At 44.5% G+C, this 26,265-nt stretch carries 19 protein-coding genes; 6 read left to right on the forward strand and 13 right to left on the reverse strand.

The genetic code is table 11. From position 1 onward, the window contains the following. Positions 1-64 precede the first annotated feature (64 nt). From BMW45_RS03120 to rpoB, 9 genes are all read right to left on the reverse strand, one after another. Complete coding sequence (locus BMW45_RS03120) at positions 65-1,120, reverse strand: BMP family lipoprotein (protein ID WP_330390658.1); 1,056 nt, start codon at positions 1,118-1,120, stop codon at positions 65-67. 24 nt (positions 1,121-1,144) lie between these two features. Further along, entirely contained in the window at positions 1,145-2,008 is an 864-nt protein-coding gene (locus BMW45_RS03125; protein ID WP_242882889.1) for a YjjW family glycine radical enzyme activase, read from the reverse strand. Beyond that, complete coding sequence (locus BMW45_RS03130; RefSeq protein WP_092240483.1) at positions 2,005-3,501, reverse strand: YjjI family glycine radical enzyme; 1,497 nt, start codon at positions 3,499-3,501, stop codon at positions 2,005-2,007. Before BMW45_RS03130 ends, BMW45_RS03125 begins: the two co-directional genes overlap by 4 nt. A gap of 519 nt (positions 3,502-4,020) precedes the next feature. Then, positions 4,021-5,214, reverse strand: a complete 1,194-nt coding sequence (tuf, locus tag BMW45_RS03140) for an elongation factor Tu (protein WP_025231301.1) — start codon at positions 5,212-5,214, stop codon at positions 4,021-4,023. Between the two features lie 154 nt (positions 5,215-5,368). Next, the gene (gene fusA, locus BMW45_RS03145; RefSeq protein WP_092240485.1) at positions 5,369-7,489 is read right to left on the reverse strand and encodes an elongation factor G; all 2,121 of its coding nucleotides are present in this window, start codon (positions 7,487-7,489) and stop codon (positions 5,369-5,371) included. A gap of 15 nt (positions 7,490-7,504) precedes the next feature. After that, positions 7,505-7,975, reverse strand: coding sequence for a 30S ribosomal protein S7 (gene rpsG / locus BMW45_RS03150; protein WP_013274355.1), 471 nt, complete (start codon positions 7,973-7,975; stop codon positions 7,505-7,507). Positions 7,976-8,154: 179 nt separating this feature from the next. Continuing rightward, positions 8,155-8,574, reverse strand: coding sequence for a 30S ribosomal protein S12 (rpsL, locus tag BMW45_RS03155; RefSeq protein ID WP_025231299.1), 420 nt, complete (start codon positions 8,572-8,574; stop codon positions 8,155-8,157). Positions 8,575-8,838: 264 nt separating this feature from the next. Continuing rightward, the gene (gene rpoC / locus BMW45_RS03160; protein ID WP_025231298.1) at positions 8,839-12,501 is read right to left on the reverse strand and encodes a DNA-directed RNA polymerase subunit beta'; all 3,663 of its coding nucleotides are present in this window, start codon (positions 12,499-12,501) and stop codon (positions 8,839-8,841) included. A gap of 18 nt (positions 12,502-12,519) precedes the next feature. Then, complete coding sequence (rpoB, locus tag BMW45_RS03165) at positions 12,520-16,398, reverse strand: DNA-directed RNA polymerase subunit beta (RefSeq protein ID WP_207649045.1); 3,879 nt, start codon at positions 16,396-16,398, stop codon at positions 12,520-12,522. Between the two features lie 263 nt (positions 16,399-16,661). Here rpoB and BMW45_RS03170 point away from each other — a divergent pair, with 263 nt between their 5' ends. From BMW45_RS03170 to BMW45_RS03180, 3 genes are all read left to right on the forward strand, one after another. Further along, a complete protein-coding gene (locus BMW45_RS03170) occupies positions 16,662-17,057 on the forward strand; it encodes a hypothetical protein (RefSeq protein ID WP_051515324.1) in 396 nt (131 codons plus the stop codon). 546 nt (positions 17,058-17,603) lie between these two features. Further along, positions 17,604-18,224, forward strand: coding sequence for a superoxide dismutase (locus BMW45_RS03175; protein WP_092240487.1), 621 nt, complete (start codon positions 17,604-17,606; stop codon positions 18,222-18,224). A 16-nt stretch (positions 18,225-18,240) separates the two neighbouring features. Continuing rightward, the gene (locus BMW45_RS03180) at positions 18,241-18,672 is read left to right on the forward strand and encodes a Dps family protein (RefSeq protein WP_092240488.1); all 432 of its coding nucleotides are present in this window, start codon (positions 18,241-18,243) and stop codon (positions 18,670-18,672) included. 170 nt (positions 18,673-18,842) lie between these two features. Here the strand turns inward: BMW45_RS03180 and BMW45_RS03185 are convergent, their stop codons facing one another. Continuing rightward, positions 18,843-20,543, reverse strand: a complete 1,701-nt coding sequence (locus tag BMW45_RS03185) for a cell wall-binding protein (RefSeq protein WP_092240489.1) — start codon at positions 20,541-20,543, stop codon at positions 18,843-18,845. A gap of 229 nt (positions 20,544-20,772) precedes the next feature. On the opposite strand from BMW45_RS03185, the gene BMW45_RS03190 reads away from it, so the two are divergent. The 3 genes from BMW45_RS03190 to BMW45_RS03200 all read left to right on the forward strand — a co-directional run bounded on the left by BMW45_RS03190 (position 20,773) and on the right by BMW45_RS03200 (position 23,781). Further along, positions 20,773-21,636, forward strand: a complete 864-nt coding sequence (locus BMW45_RS03190; RefSeq protein WP_092240490.1) for a tyrosine-type recombinase/integrase — start codon at positions 20,773-20,775, stop codon at positions 21,634-21,636. Between the two features lie 6 nt (positions 21,637-21,642). Further along, the gene (locus BMW45_RS03195) at positions 21,643-22,488 is read left to right on the forward strand and encodes a tyrosine-type recombinase/integrase (protein ID WP_092240491.1); all 846 of its coding nucleotides are present in this window, start codon (positions 21,643-21,645) and stop codon (positions 22,486-22,488) included. Positions 22,489-22,560: 72 nt separating this feature from the next. Continuing rightward, complete coding sequence (locus BMW45_RS03200; protein ID WP_092240493.1) at positions 22,561-23,781, forward strand: AAA family ATPase; 1,221 nt, start codon at positions 22,561-22,563, stop codon at positions 23,779-23,781. A 43-nt stretch (positions 23,782-23,824) separates the two neighbouring features. On the opposite strand, the gene BMW45_RS03205 is transcribed toward BMW45_RS03200, so the two are convergent. From BMW45_RS03205 to BMW45_RS03215, 3 genes are read right to left on the reverse strand one after another with little or no spacing between them, the layout of a single operon-like run. Further along, positions 23,825-24,271, reverse strand: coding sequence for a YwiB family protein (locus tag BMW45_RS03205; RefSeq protein ID WP_025231289.1), 447 nt, complete (start codon positions 24,269-24,271; stop codon positions 23,825-23,827). Between the two features lie 12 nt (positions 24,272-24,283). After that, on the reverse strand, positions 24,284-25,102 hold the full coding sequence (murI, locus tag BMW45_RS03210; protein WP_025231288.1) for a glutamate racemase: 819 nt from the start codon (positions 25,100-25,102) through the stop codon (positions 24,284-24,286). Between the two features lie 59 nt (positions 25,103-25,161). Continuing rightward, complete coding sequence (locus tag BMW45_RS03215) at positions 25,162-26,226, reverse strand: D-alanine--D-alanine ligase family protein (RefSeq protein WP_092240495.1); 1,065 nt, start codon at positions 26,224-26,226, stop codon at positions 25,162-25,164. Between the last annotated feature and the right edge of the window lie 39 nt (positions 26,227-26,265).

Raw genomic sequence — 26,265 nt, forward strand, 5'->3', positions numbered from 1 at the left:
CTATCTCCTTTCGGTTTTACACCGCAGGCTCTTTCGATTCCTGCGGTGTAAAATTTTTTCTCTTCTATTTAGCGATAAACGCTTCGTATTCATCTTTTGTGGTCGGCGGTGTCAGTTCTCCGTTTTTAATTTTATCCTTCACCTTTAAGGTATCCTCATAAACACCTTCCGGCATGTTGCCATGTTCTTCAGGAATTCCCACACAGTCTTCCTGTAAGCCGAAGGTAAGGGTTTTACCACCAATATCCTGGCCGTTCATTGCTTCTTCCGATACTTCCTCTACTGCTTTACCAACTAATTTAAGAGCAGATGTCAATACGTTTTCCGGTGCCAGATATGCCTGATCACGGTCTACACCGATTACCCACTTGTCCGCTTCCTTGGCAGCCTCGATAACACCGGTTCCTGTGCCGCCAGCCGCGTGGTAGATCACGTCACAGCCATCAGAATACATTCTAGCAGCAATGGCCTTTCCCTTAGCTGCATCACTAAAGCTTTCTGCATACTGCACAGAAATTTCAATATCTTTTCCAAGCTCTTTTGCCGCATACTTTACGCCGGCTTCATAACCGTACTGGAACTGGTCGATTAAGCCTGAGGAGATTCCGCCTACAAAACCTACTTTTCCGGTCTGTGTGGTCCGTCCTGCCACATATCCAACCAGGAAGGAGGGTTCCTGGGCACGGAACATAACTCCAGTCACATTGGAAGGTGTATCCTCATAAGCATTGTCAATAATCGCATACTGGATATCAGGATTGCTGTCGGCTGCCTCCAGCACTGCATCAGCACAGGCGTAGCCTACGCCCCATAACAGATTGGCACCGCTGTCTCCCAGCCTTTCTAAATTCGTTACGAAATCCGATGCCTGCTTTGACTCGATGTAGTTAACCTCTGCACCGGTCTTGTTCTTTAACTCAGTAAGGCCTTCCCATGCGGACTGGTTAAAGGACTGGTCATTGATTCCGCCTGTATCCGTAATCATTGCAACGGAAAAGCTGCTCTTTCCTCCGGAAGTTTCCTCCTGGGTTTTTGTGGTCTCCGTTTTTCCGCCTCCGCAAGCCGTAAGTGACAGCACCATTGCCGCTGTTAAACCAAATACAATACCTTTTCTCATCATAACCTGATTCCTCCATTTTTCATTCTATACAATTTGTATTTCTTTAAACCCACATTGAACCGCCAGTTCCTTTAATTTCTCCATTTGGTCCTGAGTAGGGCTTTTTCTATGTTCCATTTTACCTCTCACCCCATAATTGCGGAATGTAATAAGCTTTAATCTGAAATCCTCCAGATAAGGGGTTACTTCGGCGGCCACTCCTTTGATGACCTCCTCCATGTCCACATCTTTATCTTCTGCCAGACCGGAAGAAGATTCTCCCTCCAGACATACAAGCCTTACCTCATATAATTTACCTGCCTGGGCCAGATAGTTCAGATTCTTTTTAACAATACCATTATCTCCGCCTGTCAGCCTGTGAAACACCTGGGAGTCCCACGCTTTCACATCCAGCATGACTTTATCCGTCACAGCCATGAGCTCCGGATGCTTTGTGAAATCCACGCAGCCATTGCTGTCCAGAAAACAAGATATCCCGGCTTTCCCTGCAAGTGTGAACAATTCTGTGAGAAATTCCGGATACAGGCCGCATTCACCGCCGGATACTGTGATCCCCTGAATAAACGGTATATTTTTTGAAATCTGTTCCCAGACGTCCATAGCCTCCATCCACCGAACCTTTGGAGATGCGTAATTGGGACAGACCCGTATGCAATGATCGCACTGGGTACAGACTGCCTCATCCCATATGACCTGTTTCCCTGATAGGGATAAGGCGCCTGCCGGACACTGGCTGACACAAACGCCGCAGCCATTGCACAGCCGCTGTGTCTCCGGGTTATGGCAGTAAGCGCAGGCGATATTGCAGCCCTGGACAAACACCGCAGTCCGGCAGCCCGGCCCGTCTACTACACTTAAGGGAATCATTTTGTTAATAGCGGCTCTCACTGCAGCCCCCTTACCTTCCGGTTCTCAAGATGGGCATTGCGGTAATTGTCTCCGCCCAGATGCACCGTATTCTGGAGTACGGCTTCGCCTTCATAATATTTTTCCATTTCGCTCCGTTTGACCAGATATCCCGTGATACGGACCAGATCGCTGTCAGAAGCATAGAAGCTTATATATTTGTCCCCCAGAGAAAACGCTCCTTTTACGATATCCAGCATGGCGGCCGGATTGTTTCTTCCTGTGGGATCAAAGGAGAAGATATCCGCGCAGCCAGTCGGGAAAAACTTGTGGAACCTGGCGCTGTGACGAAGGTGATCATACATGAGTTCCGGCTCCATCCCTACCGGGATCCGCACGCCTGAGGTAATGCCATGGTCCGAATCGATGCCGACCTGGGCGTGAAGGGCAAAGTGATTGTCAAAAACCTCTGAATATAAGGCATTTGCAGTACCAGCATAATCCGCAATCACCTTCATGATCTGCTCTGCTAAGTCATCTGCTTCTGCATTGTGACCATATGTTTTCTCCGGATCTTGCATCAGCATGTTTGTACATTCCGCCAGCCCAACGACTCCGAACATTGCAAGGAACTTTTCCCTGGAAATAAAGCCTTCCTTAGAGAGGAAAGAGGTCTCAAAGAAATTGGATTCTTCTACAAGGAAACGGATTCTTTCATTCATATAGTCCCCCATGCGGGAAAGACAATCAGGCAATAGCTCTGTTAAAAACTGTTCCCTGTTCCTTGCTTCCGCAGCAAGCCTGGGAAGGACGATTCTCGATAATGTGTAGGAACCTCCGCCAATGGGAAGGATATTATAACAACTTGATATCCCGTAATCACCGTAAGTGTCATTGTGCATCTTGTGATTGCAGATCGCCGGGTTTGCACAATACAGAGAGGTATAAAGGGCAAGCTCTGCATAAGAATCAGGCGTAATGTCCTTATCATATTTCAGCGTTAAATTAGGAACCGCATTTTGAAGTTCTTTTTCAAGTTTTAAAATCAGGCGGCCTGCTCTTGTCTCTTCCGGTCCCAAATTAGCATGGCAGAAGCCATCGGTTATGGTCCGGTCCAAATAAACGAGGAAGAGCCTCAGCTTTTTTTCCGCTTCCTCATCCGTAACCCCTTCAAGAAACGGCTCTATCAGTTTATCAATATTGCCAAGATAAACAGGATAGCTGGTGATAGAGGGAACGTGGCGGTACAGAATCGTCAGAAACTGCAATACTTCGTCCAGGTCCTTAGGCGCCTCAAGCTGTAAAAATTCACAGCCGTTTTTTACTGCTTTTTCATAGTCCGGCATCACATATCTGGGACGGTAAGGCGCGTGTCCTTCATCCAGATCGCAAATCGCACCGGTGTCCTTGTAATGACGGGTTGCTTCCGGTATGGAAAGCACCTCCAGACTATTTTCCGCCGCATGGGCCAGAGCCACAACTTTCTGCTCATAAGTCAGGTTCTTTGATGTTACAATGTCTAAAATTTTATTCATCCATCCTACCTCTTTCATTTCAAGTCTTATCCATCATAAAAGGACTTATATCTCTGATACCCCTGAAATATTCACATTATAGCAATAACTTTTCACTATCTAAAGGACTTATGTCCTTTTTCGAATAAATATAATACGATTTGTACATTAGTAACATTTTTACATGTATAATTTTAGTAAAAAACACAACAAACATTGAGTGAATTTGTGCATTCTGCAGTAAAATATTTGTATGATTAAAAGCTTTAATTGTCATATAGTTCCACCTCGAACGCAAAAAGGGAGCAATTATCACTCTTTTTAAACACAAAAAGTAGCGCCCTCGTCCTGGTAAGATAAGGCGCTACTTAAAACAGTAAATTATTTTGCCAGCGACTGGAATTCCCCCAGCTTCCGGCTCTCTCGTAAAGATGAAGTTTCCAAAAGTTCGATTCATTAAAATAGTACCATTTTAATACCGCAAGACAAAAAGAAAAAGCCGAACCCCTTATAAATAAAGGGCTCGGCTTTAATTTTTAATTATTCAACGATAGTAGCAACTCTACCGGAACCTACTGTACGGCCGCCTTCACGGATAGCGAAACGAAGACCCTGCTCCATAGCTACCGGATGAATCAGCTCTACAGACATTTCTACGTTATCTCCAGGCATACACATCTCTGTGCCAGCTGGTAAATCGCAAACGCCAGTAACGTCAGTTGTTCTGAAGTAGAACTGAGGTCTGTAGTTGTTGAAGAAAGGAGTATGACGTCCACCTTCATCTTTTGTTAAAACGTAAACCTGAGCGGTAAACTTCTTGTGGCACTTTACAGAACCTGGCTTAACCAGACACTGACCTCTTTCGATATCAGTTCTCTGAACACCACGAAGTAATGCACCGATGTTATCACCAGCCTGAGCTTCGTCAAGCAGCTTACGGAACATCTCAATACCGGTTACGACAACCTTACGTGTCTCTTCATGGATACCAACGATTTCAACTTCATCAGATACGTGTAAGGTACCACGCTCTACTCTACCAGTAGCAACGGTACCACGGCCTGTGATGGAGAAAACGTCCTCAACTGGCATTAAGAATGGCTTATCTGTTTCACGTACAGGATCTGGAATCCACTCATCTACTGACTTCATTAATTCAAGAACCTTGTCGCCCCAAGAGCTGGTAGGATCTTCAAGAGCCTTTAAAGCAGAACCCTGGATGATTGGTGTATCATCGCCTGGGAATTCATACTCGTTTAACAGCTCACGGATTTCCATGTCTACTAATTCAAGTAATTCTGCATCGTCAACCATATCGCACTTGTTCATGAATACAACGATGTAAGGAACGCCTACCTGACGGGAAAGCAGGATGTGCTCTCTTGTCTGAGCCATAACACCATCGGTAGCAGCTACAACTAAGATAGCGCCGTCCATCTGAGCAGCACCAGTGATCATGTTCTTAACGTAGTCAGCATGTCCTGGGCAGTCAACGTGTGCATAGTGTCTCTTCTCTGTCTCATACTCAACGTGAGAAGTAGAAATTGTGATACCACGCTCTCTCTCTTCTGGAGCCTTATCGATATTCTCGAAAGCTACTGCCTGTCCAGTACCTAATCTTTCATGAAGAGTCTTTGTGATTGCAGCTGTTAAAGTAGTTTTGCCGTGGTCAACGTGACCAATAGTACCGATGTTACAATGGGTTTTATTTCTTTCAAACTTAGCTTTAGCCATTTTATAACGTCCTCCTTAATTTATGCTCTATTTGAGCTTTAATTTTTATGTTAGGCTGTTTTTTATTATATGCTATTTGTGCACTATTTTCAAGCCTATTTGACGGATTCCAGGCAGTCAAAGCTGCCTGAAACCCAGTGGAACCTGTTAGGAATTATTTTCCCTTTTTCTCTGCAAGAACTTTTTCCTGTACGCTCTTCGGTACCTGCTCATATTTCTCAAAGAACATAGAGTAGTTACCACGTCCCTGTGTTTTGGAGCGTAAATCTGTAGAATAACCGAACATCTCCGCTAACGGAACATATGCTTTTACCATCTTTCCGCCGCCGATGTCTTCCATACCTTCGATACGGCCACGACGGGAGTTGATATCACCGATAACATCGCCCATATAATCCTCTGGCATGGTTACTTCTACTTTCATGATCGGCTCAAGAAGAATGGCGCCGCCCTTGTTCATAGCATCCTTAAACGCCATGGAACCAGCGATGTGGAATGCCATTTCACTGGAGTCTACCTCATGGTAGGAACCGTCGTATACGTTTGCCTTAACACCCAGTACCGGGAATCCGCCCAGAATACCGGACTTAGTTGCTTCCTCGATACCTTGGCCAACTGCCGGAATGTATTCCTTCGGAATCGCACCACCGACAACGGAAGACTCGAATTTAAAGGTCTCTTCGCCGTTAGGATCCATCGGCTCAAAGCGAACCTTACAGTGTCCGTACTGACCACGTCCACCAGACTGTTTCGCATACTTGCTGTCAATTTCAACCAATTTTGTAAATGTTTCCTTATAAGCAACCTGAGGAGCACCTACATTGGCTTCTACGTTGAACTCGCGGAGCAGACGGTCTACAATGATCTCCAGATGAAGCTCTCCCATACCGGAAATGATAACCTGGCCAGTTTCCTGGTTGGTCTTTGCACGGAAGGTAGGATCTTCTTCTGCAAGCTTTGCTAAAGCTTCGCCCATCTTGCCCTGACCAGCTTTGGTCTTTGGCTCGATAGCGATATCGATAACCGGCTCTGGGAATTCCATGGATTCCAGAATTACCGGATGCTGATCGTCACAGATCGTGTCACCTGTTGTTGTAATCTTAAAACCAACAGCAGCAGCGATATCACCGGAATATACCTTATCCAGCTCAGATCTCTTGTTGGCATGCATCTGAAGGATACGTCCAACACGCTCTTTTTTGCCCTTGGTTGCATTCAGCACGTAGGAACCGGAATTCATAATACCGGAATATACGCGGAAGAATGCCAGCTTTCCAACGAACGGGTCTGTCATGATCTTAAATGCCAGAGCGGAAAATGGCTCTTCATCAGAAGAATGACGCTCGATTTCATTGCCGTCCATATCAACACCCTTAATAGAAGGAATGTCAGTAGGAGCAGGCATATATTCAAGAACTGCATCAAGGAGTTTCTGAACACCCTTGTTTCTGTATGCGCTTCCGCAGCATACCGGAATGGCCGTGCAATTGCAGGTTGCAATTCTTAATGCTTTCTTTAATTCTTCTACGGAAGGCTCTTCCCCTTCCAGGTATATCATCATTAAGTCATCGTCTAACTCGCAGATTTTTTCAACTAATTCGGCACGATAAAGCTCTGCATCATCCTGCAAATCCTCTGGGATATCAACGACGGAAACATCATCGCCCTTGTCACCGTTAAAGATATAAGCCTTCATTTCGAACAAATCGATGATTCCCTTGAATTCATCTTCTGCACCGATAGGCAGCTGAATGCAGATTGCATTCTTGCCCAGACGGGTTTTGATCTGTTCAACAGCGCCGTAAAAGTTTGCACCCATGATATCCATCTTGTTAATGAATGCCATACGGGGTACGTTGTAGGTATCAGCCTGACGCCATACGTTCTCGGACTGTGGTTCAACACCGCCCTTTGCACAGAATACGCCTACAGCGCCATCCAGTACACGTAAGGAACGCTCAACCTCTACTGTAAAGTCAACGTGTCCTGGAGTATCAATGATGTTAATACGATACTCAGGAGCGCCCGGCTTCACCTGGCAATTTTCATGCATGGTCCAGTGGCAGGTTGTAGCAGCTGAAGTAATTGTGATACCTCTTTCCTGCTCCTGCTCCATCCAGTCCATGGTGGCAGTACCTTCATGAGTATCACCGATTTTGTAGTTTACACCAGTATAATAGAGGATACGCTCGGTCAATGTAGTTTTACCTGCATCGATGTGGGCCATAATACCAATATTTCTGGTTCTTTCCAATGGATATTCTCTTCCAGCCAAAGCTTTTTCCTCCTATTAGAATCTGTAATGAGAGAATGCCTTGTTAGCCTCAGCCATCTTGTGCATATCTTCTTTCTTCTTTACAGCAGCACCGGTGTTGTTGGCAGCATCCATAATCTCATTTGCAAGTCTTTCTTCCTGAGTCTTTTCGCCTCTCTTACGAGAGAACAGAGTAATCCATCTTAAGGCTAAAGTCTGTCTTCTTTCCGGTCTTACTTCGATCGGCACCTGATAGGTAGCTCCGCCGATACGTTTTGCCTTTACTTCAAGTACAGGCATAATGTTGTTCATTGCTTCTTCGAATACTTCAACGGCTGGTTTGCCGGTCTTTTCTTCTACACGGGTAAATGCACCGTATACGATCTTCTGAGCAACACCCTTTTTACCATCATACATGATGTTGTTGATCAGCTTTGTAACAACTTTGTTATTGTAAAGCGGATCTACTAATACGTCTCTTTTTTGTGTATGTCCTTTACGTGGCACGTTACTTCCCTCCTTAATATGGCCGTTCAGCCTTTACCGACTAATCGGCTATTCATTAGATCTTAGGTACTCACAAACATTCAAGTTGCGTTCGCGCTCGGTTTCTATAATATATAACCCTGCAACCTACAGGTTCAATATCTAAAGTCCGGCACTAGAAATTCAAATGTGTGGTCTAATTATTTTTTCTCTTTCGGTCTCTTTGCACCATACTTGGAACGAGCCTGTCTTCTGTTAGCTACTCCTGCGGTATCAAGTGTACCTCTGACGATATGGTATCTGGTACCTGGTAAGTCTTTTACTCTACCGCCACGGATTAAAACAACGCTATGCTCCTGAAGGTTATGACCTTCACCTGGGATGTAACTTGTTACTTCGATGCCATTAGAAAGACGTACTCTGGCGATCTTTCTAAGAGCTGAGTTAGGTTTTTTAGGTGTAGCAGTTTTAACTGCCGTGCAGACGCCCCTCTTCTGTGGAGCAGAAATATCAGTTGCCCTCTTCTGTAAAGAGTTGTAACCCTTCTGCAGAGCTGGTGCCTGAGATTTCTTTGCGCTTGTCTGTCTACCCTTTCTTACTAACTGGTTAAATGTTGGCATTCCATTCACCTCCTGTGATATTGTCTGTGGTTGCTGTTATCTTCAGCTTAATTTACGCACAAAAACATGACGCGTTAATGCACGCCTAATTATTATATACATTTTGTATTTTTCTGTCAAGGATTTTTTTTAAATATACACATCCAGCCAATAAAAAAGGCAAAATGTCTTAAAAACAAGAACATTCAATGGTTGAAACCCGGAGCCAGAATTTTCTTGGAAATTCCAGCTCCGGGTTTTGCAATTTAAGGATTATCTCATTGCTTATTCAACAATCTCATTCTCATCAATATCAAGAACCTCTTCCGCTTCATTGAATCCATCTTCTGCCAGCAGGATCTCATCCTCTCCCTCTGACAGCTTGATCTCATCCTCTCCCTCGAAAGCAGAATCTGTATTCAGTCCGATGGTGCGGTAACGCTTCATACCGGTACCTGCCGGAATCGGCTTACCGATGATTACATTCTCCTTCAGACCAATTAAGTGATCGACCTTGCCGTTAATCGCAGCTTCTGTCAGAACCTTTGTGGTCTCCTGGAAGGAAGCCGCGGATAAGAAGGAATCTGTAGCCAGAGATGCTTTTGTAATACCAAGCATAACCTGCTTTCCTTCTGCCGGATTCTTTCCTTCTGCAAGAAGAGCATCATTTAAGTCATTGTAATCCAGAACATCCATAGAGGTTCCCGGAAGCACATCACTGTCTCCGCTCTCCTCAATTTTTATCTTCTTAAGCATCTGTCTTACGATCATCTCAACGTGCTTATCATTGATCTCAACACCCTGTAAGCGGTATACACGCTGTACTTCCTGGATCATATAATCCTGGACAGCGCGGACGCCTTTGATCTTTAAGATATCGTGTGGGTTCACACTACCTTCCGTCAGCTCATCGCCGGCCTCGAGCACCTGGCCATCCTGAACCTTGATTCTGGATCCGTAAGGGATCAGATAGGTCTTGGAATTGCCTGTTTCGTTCTCAGTAACAATGATCTCCCGCTTTTTCTTAGTGTCCTTAATGGCCACTACGCCGCCGAATTCTGCAATGATTGCAAGACCCTTTGGCTTACGAGCCTCAAAAAGCTCCTCGACACGGGGAAGACCCTGTGTGATATCGCCACCGGCAACACCGCCGGTATGGAAGGTACGCATAGTCAGCTGGGTTCCTGGCTCACCGATGGACTGGGCAGCGATGATACCGACTGCTTCGCCTACCTGAACTGGCTGTCCGGTTGCCATGTTGGCACCGTAACATTTTGCGCAGACACCCATATGGGATTTACAGGTTAATACGGTACGGATCTTCACGGAATCACGGTCAAGCTTCTTTAACACGTTCATAACCGCAGCTGCACGCTTCGGTGTACACATGTGGTTCGCCTTCACGATCACTTCTCCGGTATCTGGATCTGTAATGGTTTCCGCAATGAACCGTCCTGTTAGACGCTCCTGTAAGCCCTCAATGGTTTCCTGACCATCTGTAAATGCTTTGATTTCCATAAACGGAATATCTTTGCCTTCTAAGCAGTCGATTTCACGGATAATCATATCCTGGGAAACGTCTACAAGACGTCTGGTCAAATAACCGGAGTCAGCCGTACGGAGAGCCGTATCGGAAAGTCCTTTACGTGCACCGTGAGCGGAGATAAAGTACTCCAGTACGTCAAGACCTTCACGGAAGTTGGACTTGATAGGAAGTTCAATGGTGTGACCTGTGGTATCGGCCATAAGTCCACGCATACCTGCAAGCTGTTTGATCTGTTTGTCAGAACCACGGGCTCCGGAATCGGCCATCATATAGATGTTGTTGTATTTATCAAGTCCGGTCAGCAGGTCATGGGTCAACTGGTCATCAGTCACTTTCCATGTGTCAATTACTTCTTTATAACGTTCTTCCTCCGTAATAAGTCCGCGGCGGAAGTTCTTTGCAATCTGATCAACCGTTGCCTGTGCATCAGCAATCAGCTTCGGTTTGCTCTCCGGCACTGTCATGTCGGAAATGGATACGGTCATAGCGGCTCTGGTAGAGTACTTATAACCAATAGCCTTAATGTCATCCAGGGTTTCTGCAGTCTGAACTGCTCCATGAACGTTAATAACCTTTTCAAGGATCTGCTTTAACTGCTTCTTGCCTACATGGAAATCAACTTCCATCAAAAGCTCGTTGCCTGGAACAGAGCGGTCAACGAATCCAAGGTCCTGAGGAACAATCTCATTGAAGATGAAACGGCCTACGGTTGATTCTACGGCTCCGGTCTTTACGGTACCATCCGCCATTTTTTTGCTCACTCTGGCTTTAATTCTGGAATGAAGGGTAACTGCCTGGTTTTCGTAAGCGAGAATGGCTTCATTCACGCTCTTAAATACCATTCCTTCGCCCTTGGCTCCCGGTCTTTCCTGGGTCAGGTAGTAAATACCCAGAACCATATCCTGAGAAGGAACTGCCACAGGACCGCCGTCTGACGGCTTTAATAAGTTGTTAGGCGATAACAGGAGGAACCGGCATTCTGCCTGGGCCTCTACGGAAAGAGGCAGATGGACTGCCATCTGGTCTCCGTCAAAGTCGGCGTTGAACGCGGTACAAACCAGGGGGTGAAGCTTAATAGCTTTACCTTCGACCAGAATCGGCTCAAATGCCTGGATACCAAGTCTGTGAAGGGTAGGCGCACGGTTTAACATAACCGGATGTTCCTTGATAACATCTTCCAGGACATCCCAGACCTCTGTCTGAAGACGCTCTACCATCTTTTTGGCATTCTTTATATTATGAGCGGTTCCGTTGGAAACCAGCTCCTTCATAACAAAAGGCTTAAACAGCTCGATGGCCATTTCTTTTGGCAGACCGCACTGGTATATCTTAAGTTCCGGTCCAACTACGATAACAGAACGGCCGGAATAGTCAACACGCTTTCCTAAAAGGTTCTGACGGAAACGGCCCTGTTTTCCCTTTAACATATCGGAAAGAGACTTTAAGGCACGGTTTCCCGGTCCGGTTACCGGCCTTCCCCTTCTGCCGTTGTCGATAAGGGCATCCACCGCTTCCTGAAGCATACGCTTTTCGTTGCGGACAATGATGTCCGGAGCTCCAAGCTCCAGAAGACGGGCAAGACGGTTGTTACGGTTTATGATTCTTCTGTATAAATCATTTAAGTCGGAGGTGGCAAAACGGCCGCCGTCAAGCTGCACCATAGGACGGATATCCGGCGGAATTACCGGAACCACTGTCATGATCATCCACTCCGGCAAGTTGCCGGAATTGCGGAATGCTTCCACAACCTCCAGCCTCTTGATAATTCTTGCACGTTTCTGTCCAGTCGCTTCCTTTAACCCTTTCTTTAACTCCTCAGAGTCCTTTTCAAGGTCAATGGAATGCAACAGCTCCAGAATGGCTTCAGCTCCCATTCCTACGCGGAAGGCACCGTAGCCGTATTTTTCCATTTCTTCCCGGTATTCTTTTTCCGATAAGACCTGCTTATACTGCAGTCCCGTATTGCCGGCATCAAGAACCACATAAGATGCGAAATACAGCACCTTTTCCAAGGTTCTTGGGGAAATGTCCAGGATCAGACCCATACGGCTGGGGATTCCCTTAAAATACCAGATATGGGAAACAGGAGCCGCAAGCTGTATATGGCCCATACGCTCTCTGCGGACACTGGCCTTGGTTACTTCAACGCCGCATCGGTCACAGATAACGCCTTTGTACCGGATTTTCTTATATTTACCACAATGGCATTCCCAGTCCTTGCTGGGTCCGAAGATCCGTTCACAGAACAAACCGTCTTTTTCCGGCTTTAAGGTTCTGTAGTTGATTGTCTCAGGCTTTTTCACCTCACCATGGGACCATTCCAGAATCTTCTCCGGAGATGCCAAACCGATCTTTATGGCATCGAATGTCATTGGGTGGTAAGTTTCATTGTTTTCAGGCATGAGCGGTTCTCCCTTCAATTATTCTTCGTCTGAATCTTCAAATTCTGCGTCATCGAACTCCTCTAAAGAATCGTCGATACCGTCTGCTTCTGTATCCTCACATTCCTCTTCTTCCACGCTTACCAGTTCTGCATCCTTAAATTCCTGCTTCTGGTAACCGAAGTTGCCAAAGGACTCTTCATCCCGGTAACGTCTGTCGCCCTCAATGATGGACCTTAAATCAGTTTCTTCATAGTCGGTACTTTCCGCAATCTGGACCTCCGTATTGTCATCACGCAGCACTCTTACATCCAGCGCCAGTGACTGAAGCTCTTTTAACAATACCTTGAAGGATTCCGGAATTCCCGGTTCAGGAATATTATCACCCTTAATGATGGCTTCGTAAGTCTTTACACGGCCTACCACATCATCGGATTTCACAGTCATGATCTCCTGCAGCGTGTAGGAAGCGCCATAAGCCTCCAGGGCCCAAACCTCCATCTCTCCGAAACGCTGGCCGCCGAACTGGGCTTTACCGCCGAGAGGCTGCTGGGTAACCAGAGAGTAAGGACCTGTGGAACGGGCATGGATCTTATCGTCAACCAGATGGTGAAGCTTCAGATAATGCATGTGGCCGATAGTAACCGGGCTGTCAAAGAACTCGCCGGTACGTCCGTCACGAAGGCGGACCTTACCATCACGGTTAATCGGAACACCCTTCCACAATTCCTTGTGATCCAGGTGATCACCCAGATATTCAATAACCTCAGGCTTTAAGGTATCTTCATATTTATCCTGGAAATCCTCCCACTCAATGTTTACGTAGTCGTTGGCTACATCCAGGGTATCCATAATGTCAATCTCGTTTGCACCGTCAAATACCGGAGTGGATACATTAAATCCAAGAGCCCTTGCTGCAAGGCTTAAATGGATCTCAAGCACCTGTCCGATGTTCATACGGGACGGCACGCCCAGAGGGTTTAATACGATATCTAACGGACGGCCATTGGGAAGGAACGGCATATCTTCTACAGGGAGCACGCGGGAAACAACACCCTTGTTACCGTGACGGCCGGCCATTTTATCACCAACAGAGATTTTTCTCTTCTGGGCAATGTAAATGCGGACGGTCTGGTTCACGCCTGGAGAAAGTTCATCACCGTTTTCTCTTGTAAACACTTTTGCATCTACAATAATACCGTAAGCGCCGTGAGGTACCTTTAAGGAAGTATCGCGGACTTCTCTTGCCTTTTCACCAAAGATGGCACGCAACAGACGCTCCTCTGCGGTCAGCTCGGTTTCGCCCTTAGGAGTAACCTTACCAACCAGAATATCACCGGCACGAACTTCTGCACCGATTCTTATGATTCCTCTCTCATCAAGATCCTTTAAGGCATCCTCACCAACTCCGGGAACATCCCTTGTAATCTCTTCCGGCCCTAACTTGGTGTCACGGGCTTCGGCCTCATATTCCTCGATATGAACGGAGGTATAAACATCTTCCTGTACCAGTTTCTCACTTAAGAGAACCGCATCCTCGTAATTGTAGCCCTCCCAGGTCATGAAGCCAATCAGAGGGTTCTTACCGAGAGCAATCTCGCCGTTCTGAGTGGATGGGCCGTCTGCAATAACTTCTCCCTTTTCCACATGGTTGCCCTTATATACAATTGGCTTTTGGTTATAACAGTTAGACTGGTTGCTTCTTTTAAATTTAGTCAGGCGATAAACATCTTTTCCGCCGTCGGAATCTCTCTTAATGATGATTTCATTGGAAGCGGAACGCTCCACAACGCCGGTATTTCTGGCAACAACACAAACACCGGAGTCTACCGCTGCCTTGGATTCCATACCGGTTCCTACGACTGGGGTCTCTGTTGTAAGCAGAGGTACGGCCTGACGCTGCATGTTTGATCCCATGAGGGCACGGTTTGCATCGTCGTTTTCAAGGAAAGGAATCATGGCAGTTGCAACGGAAAATACCATCTTCGGAGAAACGTCCATAAGATCAATGTTTTTCCTCTGGAATTCGGAAGTTTCTTCACGGAAACGTCCGGAAATATTCTTATGAATGAAATGGCCATCATCATCAAGCGGCTCATTCGCCTGTGCAACCACGAAATTATCTTCTTCGTCAGCAGTCAGGTAAACAACCTCATCAGTAACCACCGGATTCTGGGCATTGGTCTTATCCACTACGCGGTAAGGAGCCTCTACAAATCCGTACTGGTTTACCCTTGCATAAGTAGCGAGGGAGTTGATCAGACCGATGTTAGGACCTTCCGGGGTCTCAATCGGGCACATACGTCCATAATGGGTATAGTGAACGTCTCGAACCTCAAATCCGGCACGGTCTCTGGAAAGACCGCCAGGTCCCAATGCGGATAAACGTCTCTTATGGGTCAGTTCTGCCAGCGGGTTGTTCTGATCCATGAACTGTGACAGCTGGGAACTTCCAAAGAATTCCTTTACTGCTGCTGTGACAGGTTTGATGTTAATCAGCGACTGAGGTGTAATGCCATCCATATCCTGTGTTGTCATTCGTTCCCTGACCACACGCTCCATTCTGGAAAGACCGATACGGTACTGGTTCTGTAAAAGCTCACCGACTGCACGGATTCTACGATTTCCCAAATGGTCGATATCATCAGCCATTCCCACTTCTTCTTCTAAGTGCATGTTGTAATTGATGGAAGCTAAAATATCTTCCTTCGTGATATGCTTAGGAATCAGTTCGTTTATATTTCTGTGAAGGGCTTTTTTAAGAGCCTCATCATCGCCGCTTCCAGCTTCTGCCAGAATTTTTTCAAGAGCAGGATAGAATACTAACTCTGTAATACCCGCTTCCTTTGGATCAAAGTTTACAAAAGAAGTGAGATCAACCATTAAGTTAGAAAGGACCTTTTGCTTACGCTCCACTCCCTCCAGCCATACGAAAGGAACAGCCGCATTCTGAATATCGGTTGCAAGCTGCTTGTCTACTGTGCTTCCAGCCTCAGCTAAAATTTCGCCGGTTGTGGTGTCAACCACATCCTCAGCAAGGACATGGCCTGCAATACGATTTTTAAAATGAAGCTTTTTATTGAATTTATATCTTCCGACCTTTGCGAGATCGTATCTTCTGGGGTCAAAGAACATACTATTTAACAAACTTTCAGCACTATCAACAGATAAAGGTTCACCTGGGCGGATCTTCTTATATAACTCCAATAAGCCATCCTGGTAGTTATCGGACGTATCCTTACCAAAGCTGGCTAATAATTTTGGTTCTTCACCGAACAGTTCAATAATTTCCGCGTTGGTGCCAAAGCCCAGGGCACGGATCAGCACGGTAACCGGAACCTTTCTGGTTCTGTCCACACGAACGTAGAAAATGTCATTGGAGTCTGTTTCATACTCCAGCCATGCACCCCTGTTTGGGATTACCGTACAGGCATAAAGCTCTTTCCCTACCTTGTCATGTTCTATACCATAATATATACCTGGGGAACGTACCAACTGGCTAACAATAACTCGCTCGGCACCGTTGATCACAAAGGAACCGGTATCTGTCATAAGCGGAAGATCACCCATGAAGATCTCATGTTCATTAATCTCATCTTTATCTTTATTGCAAAGCCTTACCTTTACCTTTAAAGGAGCCGCATAAGTTGCATCTCTTTCCTTGCATTCTTCTATTGTGTACTTGAGGTCATCCTTACATAATGTAAAGTTGACAAACTCAAGACTTAAGTGTCCTGCAAAGTCTGCAATCGGAGAGATGTCTTCAAAGACTTCCTTTAATCCTTCATCAAGGAACCACTGATAGGAATTCTTTTGAATCTCAATCAGGTTAGGCATCTCAAGCACTTCTTTTTGTCTTGAGAAGCTCATTCTCAGGCTCTTACCGGCTGGGACCGGACGCATTCTGCTTTTCTCCATTGACGTTTCACCCCTGTTTTCTTTCTAATCGTTTCTGTTTTTGGGCATAAATATGCCGTTAAGGCACACAAATCCACAATAGTGCACATTCCATAATAACATGACATTGTCAAGGTGTCAAGCATTTTTTACTTGTATTCTTCAATAAAATGTGTTATACTATTGCAGATAGGCCCAATTTACAAAATGAACTATTGGAGGTATTCCCGGTGAGCACATTTTTAAACGTATTATTAGTGATTCTTTTTATCGCAGCCGTGGCTATGGTAGTCCTTTATTTTCTCGGAAGAAAGCTGGAAAAGCGTCAAGTGGAGCAGCAGCAGGCACTGGAAGCTGCGGCACAGTCCGTATCCATGCTGGTAATCGATAAAAAGAAAATGAAGCTAAAAGATGCAGGGCTTCCTAAGATCGTGTATGAACAAACCCCATGGTATATGCGCCGCACAAAGCTGCCCATTGTAAAAGCAAAGGTTGGCCCAAAGGTCATGACACTGATCGCTGACGCCAAAGTATTCGAAGTGCTTCCGGTCAAAACAGAAGCAAAGGTTGTGGTAAGCGGTATCTACATAACCGAGATCAAGAGCCTTCGGGGCAAAGCGGTTCCACCGGCACCGAAAAAGAAAAAATTCTTGGACAGGTTTAAAAAGAGCGGAAAGTAAGATATCTGGTTTCTGTATTTGTAAATACATTAATACTCGTTTTTTAGAAAGTGATCTGTATCATAAAAAGATCTGTAGAACGCCGCAGCGCGACTGAAGTCGTACTCCGGCGTTTTTTGTTGATAAATGTTAATTCTCTGACCATAAAGCAATATCTGGTCGGTTCTTTGCAGAAAATGGAATCATGAAAATAATCTGTCCTGCTTCCTAATATATAGGAAGGAATACCAATCGCTTTACGGTATTTAAGGGCAGATATAATTTATCCTATTTGAAAATTTTTATCAATATCGGCCTGTTTTTGATGTAATAATATAAATCGTAATTGTTTTTTAATTTAGTTTGAATCTTATATTAATCTCAATCTTAAAGCTTTTTCTTTACAAATATTAATATTATGGTTGTTTTCAATTTAATTTTAAAAAACCTATTGACAAAACAGCATACATAAGATACAATCAAGCTACAAGGTAGTTAGTTAAAACTAACCTCCTGATAAGAGAACCTTTTCCATATAACATAATTAGAAACGAAAGGAGAACTATTATGTTTAATCAAATACAATTACCATACGCATATGACGCTTTAGAACCCCATATTGACGCTCTCACAATGGAAACCCATTATTCCAAGCATCACGCAGCATATACCAAAAATTTAAATGACGCTGCCCAGATGGCCGGTGTCGAAGACAAAGAAATTACCGCCCTCCTCTCCTCCCTTGACAGCATTTCCGATGAGGCTCTCAGAAAGGCCATACGAAACAACGGCGGTGGTTTTTACAATCATAACCTGTATTTTTCCACCATGAGCCCTAACGGCGGAGGGCAGCCTGTTGATCCTCTCAAGGAGGCGCTTGAAAAGTCTTTTGGCAGTTTTTCTGACTTTCAGAATCAGCTAAGCGGTCTGGCTGCCGGCCAGTTTGGATCAGGCTGGGGCTGGCTATCGGCAAACCGGGATGGTAAACTGGTCCTTTCCGCCAGTGCCAATCAGGATAACCCCCTCATGGAAGGCGGAGGCTTTGTCCCAATTCTTGGCATTGACGTTTGGGAACACGCCTACTACTTAAAATATAAGAATCTCAGAGTTGACTATATAAAAGCATTTTTCAATGTAGTTGATTGGAAGGCGGTTGCTACCAACTATGAAAACATTATAAATGGCTAAGAAAAGGAGGATTGTAATGAGCAAGAATTTATTTGAGAAACTTAATGAGTATCTGGCCAATCAGCAGGTCATGTATATGAAACTTCATAACCTTCACTGGTATGTAAAAGGCCGCAGCTTCTTCACACTTCATGCAAAGCTGGAAGAGCTGTATGACCAGACCGCCCAGATCATGGATGATGTGGCGGAGCGGCTGCTGGCTTTGGGCGGTTCCCCAGTAGCCAGCTTAAAGGAGGCACTGGCTCTCTCTTCCGTAAAAGAGCTGGAGGACGTTCCAATCTCCTCAGATGAAACCATTAAAAGCCTGATTTCGGATGTAGAATACTGGATCCGGGATACAAAGGAAATCGTCAAGCTGGCCGATGATGGAGCAACCGCAGATCAATTTAATGGATATCTAGCCGAATATCAGAAACTTTTGTGGATGTTTAAGTCGTATATCAGCTAAATTAATCCCTATAAACCTGGAAATGCCGCTTTCTGACAGTAATTTCGTCAGGAAGCGGCATTTTTATATTGAATTCCACATAAAAACGGGGCCGCTGCCCCAGGTTGATTTCTCAACTATGGTACAGCGGCCCCTGAAAAGCAACTGAAATCACTTCATTCAATGATGAATTAATCCTCTACAAATACAGCTGTGATTACTTTGTTGCTTTCTACTTTGTAGCAACGATCATCGCCGTCTTTTGCCTTGCTCTTGCTCTTCTGAACACTACCAGAGGTATTAACCAGTCTATATGTTACAGTCTTTTTATTCTCTGTTTTATCTGCAGCTTTAACCTCATAATACTCGGAATATCCCTTTTTGGTTACTTTGTCATATTCCACTTCATCTAAGAACTTCTCTGTTGTCAGAAGTTTGATTTCTGTATATTCTCCATCTTCTGTCGTAGCCTTAACTACAGAATACTTGTCGTCCTTATCAGCCTTTAACAGCATGCCTCCAAGGTAATATTTGTCACTATCAACACCAAATTTACCCTGTCCCTTGGAGCTTCCGGACTTATTGAATAAGAACTGGAAGGAATCTCCGTCAATGGTAACATTCTGCTTGCCGGTCTTCATAGCACCGTCATTGTCGCTTCCAAAATAGTACATTCTGTATTTTGCATCCGTATACAGATCAGATACGTTCTCTTTGAAATTATCTTCTGTATCAAAGTGTAATTTATCTAAGTCGTCATCACCTGCAACATCATCAATGTCAGTTGTACTGTTGCCAATAAACTTAATAGCAACCAGGCCATCCTTCATGACGCCATAGGAATCAAACGCATATTTCTTGCCATTAATGGTCTTGATTTCTGATGCAACTAATTTACCATCCTTATCGGAATAGTACCAGTTACTTTCGTCATCATCATAATCGTCCTGATTAAGATAAGAATCAGGCACAACCTGGAACCACCCCTTGGTTACTCTGGCGCCATCATCAGGGCTTCCATAATATCTGAATCCACTGGTGTATTTAGAACCTCCCTGGGCATCAGAAGCAGTGCTATCTGTTGCTTTCGCATCGGTAGGAGTAGCCTCCCAGTTAACCCATTCAGCATTCATACGGCCATATTCATCAAAGCTGTATTTTTTACCATTGATGGTCTTACCTTTTTCGTCGGTCATTTTTTTACCATTGGTCTTGAAGTAGAAATAACGTGTCTGATCTTCATCATCAAACAACTTGTCACTGGAAAAACCAGGATCTACAGCGCCATCGTAACTATTATCCACGATATCCAGATACGCCCATTCGCCAACTTTCTGGGCACCATCATTCTCATCTCCGCAATAGTAAATACCGTCACGCCACTTGTCATCACCAGTTACTCTTTCGCCGCTGTCGTCAATCCAGCCATACAGCATTTTGCCTTCATCATCAAAGATATATTTCTTTCCGTTAACAGTCTTGAAAGAAGCATTGTTTCCGTTACTGGAGCTCTTAAAAGCTTTACCATTAGATCCGAAGTAGTACCAGTGATTCATTGGTTCTTCATCATCATCATCGCCGCCGTCATAATCATCATTTTCTACGGAAACCCACTTATTAGCTACCATAGCACCGTTCTCATCTACATAATAGTAGTTGTCACTGTATTCAACAACAACATCGGTAGCCATCTCGCCGTCTTCGTTTAAGTAGAACCAGTTATCTCCTGATTTCTCCCATTTCTCTGTCTCTAAATCTCCGCTCTTGTCATAGTACACCCATGTTCCATTCTCTTCCTGCCAGCCGGTTGCTGCGAAAGAGGACATAGAAGCACCTAAAGCCAGCAGCGCTGCTGTGGATAATACAGCAACTAATTTGGTCTGCTTTCTCATAATTAATGCACTCTCCTTTTTTTCTTTTTGAAATATTTTTCGAAATTCCTAATTGCATTACGAGGTAATTATACTTCTAATATTGGAAATTATCGTAAGCAACGGGCTATTTAAGCGCATTTATTCAATATTTATTACAGTTTTTTCGAATTTTTCTTGATTATTTTTCTAAACACCTATATACTTATGTTAAACTGTTTTTGCATCAAACTATAAGGAGAATAAAGACATGGTAAAAGAATACGCCGTAACTAGTTCAGAAGCTGAAAACAAAAGTGTCGTCGAGCAAAGCCTTGATGATTTTCGTGACTACCTGGAGTTCAACAACATGTCCTCCAATACCGTTCACGTATATTTATTTGCAGTAAAACAATTTCTTGGGTTATATCATGTGATCAGCCATGACAATCTCATGCTTTATAAATGTTACCTTATGGAGCATTACAAACCCCAGACAGTCAACTTAAGAATCAGGGCTCTTAATTGTTACACAGAGTCTTTACAGCTGTCCTCATCGAAAATGCTGATGATTCGGATTCAGCAGAAAACATTTCTGGAAAACGTTATCAGTCAGGCTGATTACGAGTACTTAAAAAAATGTCTGATACGTTCCGGAAACATGCTGTATTATTTTGTCATACGTTTTATGGCAGCCACAGGCGTCCGGGTCAGCGAGCTGGTCCAGATTAAAGTAGAGCATGTAAAACGCGGTTATATGGATATTTACTCTAAGGATAATAAAATAAGAAGAATCTACATACCCAAAAGTCTCCGGGACGATGCTTTAAAATGGCTGCGCCAGATTGACCGAGTAAGCGGATACGTATTCTTAAACCGTTACGGAGATCCGATCACGCCTGCCGGAATCCGGGGCCAGCTGAAAAAATTTACAGTCCTCTATGATTTGGATCCCAAAGTGGTTTATCCCCATTCCTTCCGTCACCGCTTTGCCAAGAACTTCATTGAATGCTGTGGGGACATTTCTATGCTTTCGGATATTTTAGGACATGAAAGCATTGAAACTACAAGGATCTATCTTCACCGGAGCAGTACGGAACAAAAGCAAATCGTCAATCAAATTGTGAATTGGTAGGATAATATGTTAAATGAAGAATTACTGAATGATTTTAAGAAATTTCTGAAGAAAAAGAATTTATCAAATAATACTATTACGGCCTATGCGGGCAGTGTCCGGCTTTTTTACAGTATGTATAAGGAAATCACACCGGAGAGTCTTCAGCGTTACAAAAGCTACCTGATTACCCGCTACCGGCCGGCAACCATCAACCAGCGGATCTATGCCATGAATCACTTTTCCCGTTTTCTGGCAGAAACCAATGGAGAGGAATATATTTTAGTCGCCTCTTACCATCTGCCTTCGGTAAAAGTCCAGCAAAAAACGTTCCTGGATACCGTTATTTCTAATGAGGATTACGAGATTTTTAAAGAGAAGTTAAAAGAAGAGAAGAATTATTTCTGGTATTTTATTGTCCGCTTTCTGGCAGCCACAGGCGCCAGGGTCAGTGAATTGATCCAAATCAAGGTAGAGCATTTAAACCTGGGCTATCTGGACCTTTATTCCAAAGGAGGAAAGGTGCGCCGAATCTATTTTCCAGATTCCCTATGTGAAGAGGCGCTGGAATGGTGCCACAACCAGGGCAAACAAAGCGGTTTCCTCTTTTTAAACAAAGAAGGACGTCTGATCACCCCGCGGGGAATCAATTTTCAGCTGAAGCATCTGGCCAGGCGCTATGGAATAAATCCTGACACGGTTTATCCTCATTCCTTCCGCCACCGTTTTGCCAAAAACTTTTTGGCCTGTTTTAATGATATTTCTCTTTTGGCGGATTTAATGGGACATGAAAGCATTGAGACTACCAGGATTTATCTCACCCGTTCCAGCCAGGAGCAGCAGCAGATTCTGGACGAAATTATCACATGGTAAACAACTTTTTTGTAATCTTGTTTATTTTTCCACATTTTTACAGTATAATTTCGGAAAGGAGGATAATATACCATGATAATTTCTTTTCGTTTTAAAAACTTTCGTTCCTTTCTGGATGAAACTTTTATTGATATGAAAGCGGTTAATTACAAGGAACATCCAAATCATCTGGTAATGGCCGGTAACAAAAAACTGCTTAAAACGCTGGCCATATATGGAGCAAATTCCAGCGGCAAAACCAATATTTTTCTCGCTTTTACCAGCTTTCACTCTTTTATCTTCTGGCAGCTTTTTTCAATGGAGGACATTCCCAGAAAACATTTTATGTCGCTCTTACAGATTAGCTCTTTGGATAGAATTCTTCCATTCCTGGATGAGAAAATTAACACCCAGCCAACGGAAATGGAGCTTACCTTTATTAGCGGGGAGCGGGTTTATGAATATGGCTTCTCTGTCCTGAACAAGAAAGTTCTCACGGAAAACCTGGCCGTGGATAACCATGTGGTATTCACACGGAATGCCGATGAAATTACCATCGGACGCCAGTATGAAAAAGTGTTACGGCAGAAGACAGGAATCCGTCCTCACGAGGACCGGTTATTCTGTTCTATTTTAACATGCCTGGATATTCCCGAGATCACGGCATTCATGGAGCCTTTTGAGTCCTTTTTTTCGAAGCAGATCGCATATTATTGTGATTTTCTTGAACCATTCCAGCTTGCGGGCCATCTGGTCATGGATGGAAGGGCATACAAAGCCCTTGAAAACCCGGAGGCTCTTAATTATGCCTTGGGGCAGCTAAGAAAGCTGGGAATCCCAGCAGAAGAGCTTATTATTGAAAAGGGAATCCCCAAGCTCGGATACCGGGTGAAATCCCGGGAGACCGGCGAGTACCGAATACAATATATGGACTACACAAAGGTTTCCCTGGGCACTATGAAATACCTTCAATTATTCATTCAGGTTTATCATCTGTCCCAGGAGGGTGGTGTTCTGATGATTGATAACATATCAAATGAATTCCATCCGTCTGTTACAAAGTTTTTTATTGATACTTTTCAGAAGGACAAAAATTTAAACATACAGATTCTTTTCACGACCTACGATATTTCTATCTTAAATAACCAGCAGTTTCGACGGGATGAAGTAGCTTTTGTAGATATGAATGAATATCATGAATCCAGGCTCTACACCTTAGCAGACATAAAGGTCCGGTCTGACGCCAGCTTCTCCAAGGACTATCTTTTAGGCAAATATGGAGCGATCCCGCTTCTCAAAGAATCCGTTCAATAGATAGAATGAAAAAGGCATACTGCCAATTGGCAGATGTCTTTTTTTAATTTAAGAGACGAAAGTCTGCTGTGGCTTTGGAGTGAATATCAAGCACTATGTTGCATTCCGAAACATGCTGATAATTGATATCAAGGGAATATGCCACCCGCACCTTTAAGCTGTCCTCTTCCTCATGAATCTGAATATCCTTTGTGTTGATCCCGATCATCAGTTCTCCAATGGGGGTGGCATAGCAGGACATATTTTTTTTATCCTTTTCAAATGTCATATGAACGCTGGAACTTCCGCGTTTGATGATATCCAGCCCCGACTGATGGATCTTAATGGTGTTCTTGGTCACTCCCCCTGTATCTTCCTGGATCTCGTCATACAGAATGTAGTGCTTGCCGTTTTTTAAAAAATAATCGCCGGCTGTGATCATCTCAACTGAATTGCTGTCGTCTTCTGCAATCTGCATCCCGCTGATGCTGATGAGAACATCTCTTGTCATAATAAAACTCCTTTAGTACTCCTCAATATTGATTTGTTTTGTCTCTTTTACCTGTCCCGGAAGGATGGAGGCAGCAAAACTGGTGAACTTCTCTGCCAGGTCGCTGACATAGAAACGGTATTTTTCCAGATCACTGCTGTCCTGTCCGCATAAAAGGCCATTTTCGTCCAAAATCTGTTTTAACTCCAATGCAGTTTCATATGCAGGGTTCACCAACGTCACCTCTGGTCCCATGAGCCTTCCCACGGTAGAACGGAGAAGGGGATAGTGGGTACAGCCCAGTACCAGTGTGTCAATATATTTTCCTTTTAATTCACTTAAGTATCTGGAAGCGATTTCATCGGTAACAGAATCATGCAAAAGCCCTTCTTCCACCAGCGGAACCAAAAGAGGGCATGGTTTTCCGGTCACTTCAATATCTTCTCTCATTTCCTTCATCACTCTGGTATATACTCCGCTTCGTATGGTCCCTTCTGTCCCAATGATGCCGATCTTCCCGTTTTTCGTTGACTCTATGGCGGTTCTTGCTCCTGCATGGATCACGCCCACAACAGGAATGTCCACTTCCTTTTCTACCGCCTCGAGGGCGCAGGCGGTGGCGGTATTACAGGCAATCACGATTGCCTTCACATCCTGGGTCATGAGAAAGCGGATGATCTGTCTGGTAAAACGAATTACTGTGCTGCAGGATTTACTGCCATAAGGCACCCTTGCAGTATCTCCAAAATATACGATTCTTTCATCCGGCATCTGCCGCATGATCTCCCGTGCAACTGTCAGCCCGCCTACACCTGAATCAAATACTCCTATAGGTGAATTTCTGTCTGCCATTAATTTTCCTCTTTCCCGCCCTGCTTTTCACATAAATGTCTTCCGACAGGACGTTCCTCCTATATCCTGTAACGGTCCATTGCATGCTCCAGCAGCCGGTCAACCAATTGATCCTTATTCATTCCAGCCGATTCCCAGAGCATGGGATACATGCTGATCGCCGTAAATCCGGGCATGGTATTGATCTCATTGAATACTACACTGCCATCCTTTTTCACAAAAAAGTCAACTCTTGCCAGACCATAGCCGTCTACAGCCTGGAAAATGGCCATAGCAGCTTCTCTTACCCGCTCTGTGGCCCCCTCTGGCAGAACCGGGTCTACAACCGTTCTGGAGTCAGAGTTGTTATACTTCGCATCAAAATCATAGAACTCCGCTGCCGCAAGGATCTCCCCTACTCCAGAAGCTTCTACCGGTACGTTTCCGCCTCCGAATACGGCGCATTCAATTTCCCGTCCGACAATCATCTCTTCTACCAGAATCTTGCGGTCATGATTTGCAGCTTCTACCAAAGCCTCCATAAGTTCTTTCCTGTCACCCGCACGGCTTACTCCCTTGGAAGAGCCTGCATTGGAAGGCTTTACAAACACTGGGTAAGAGAACTTCTCCTCTACCCTTCCTGCAACCGCCTCTATGTCCTTTAAATCATGGCGCATCACCGGCACATAGGCCGCCTGAGTGATTCCCAGATCATCTGCAACGATCTTTGTATATAATTTATCCATGGAAATAGCAGAGGCAAGCACCCCGCAGCCAACATATGGAATCCCCGCCAGCTCCAAAAGCCCTTGAACGGTTCCATCCTCTCCAAATAATCCATGGAGCACCGGGAATACCACATCAACCCTGACGACCTCTGTCTTTTCCCCGTCCATCAGAATAACACCGCTCATAGTTGCATCAGGAGAGATTACTGCTGAAACCGTACCATTTTTCCATGTGCCTTTTTCTATATCTTCTACAGAATCCGTTTTTATCCAACGGCCTTCTTCTGTGATCCCAATTAAAACTACATCGTATTTCTCTCTATTAATATGGTTAATAACATTGACCACTGACATACAGGATACAATATGCTCTGATGACTGGCCGCCGAATAGTACAACCGCAGTTTTTCTATCCATTTTACTCTCCTCATTAATTTCTCAATTTTACAGTGTTTA

The sequence above is a fragment of the Lacrimispora sphenoides genome, assembly GCF_900105215.1.
Lineage (GTDB): Bacteria > Bacillota > Clostridia > Lachnospirales > Lachnospiraceae > Lacrimispora > Lacrimispora sphenoides_A.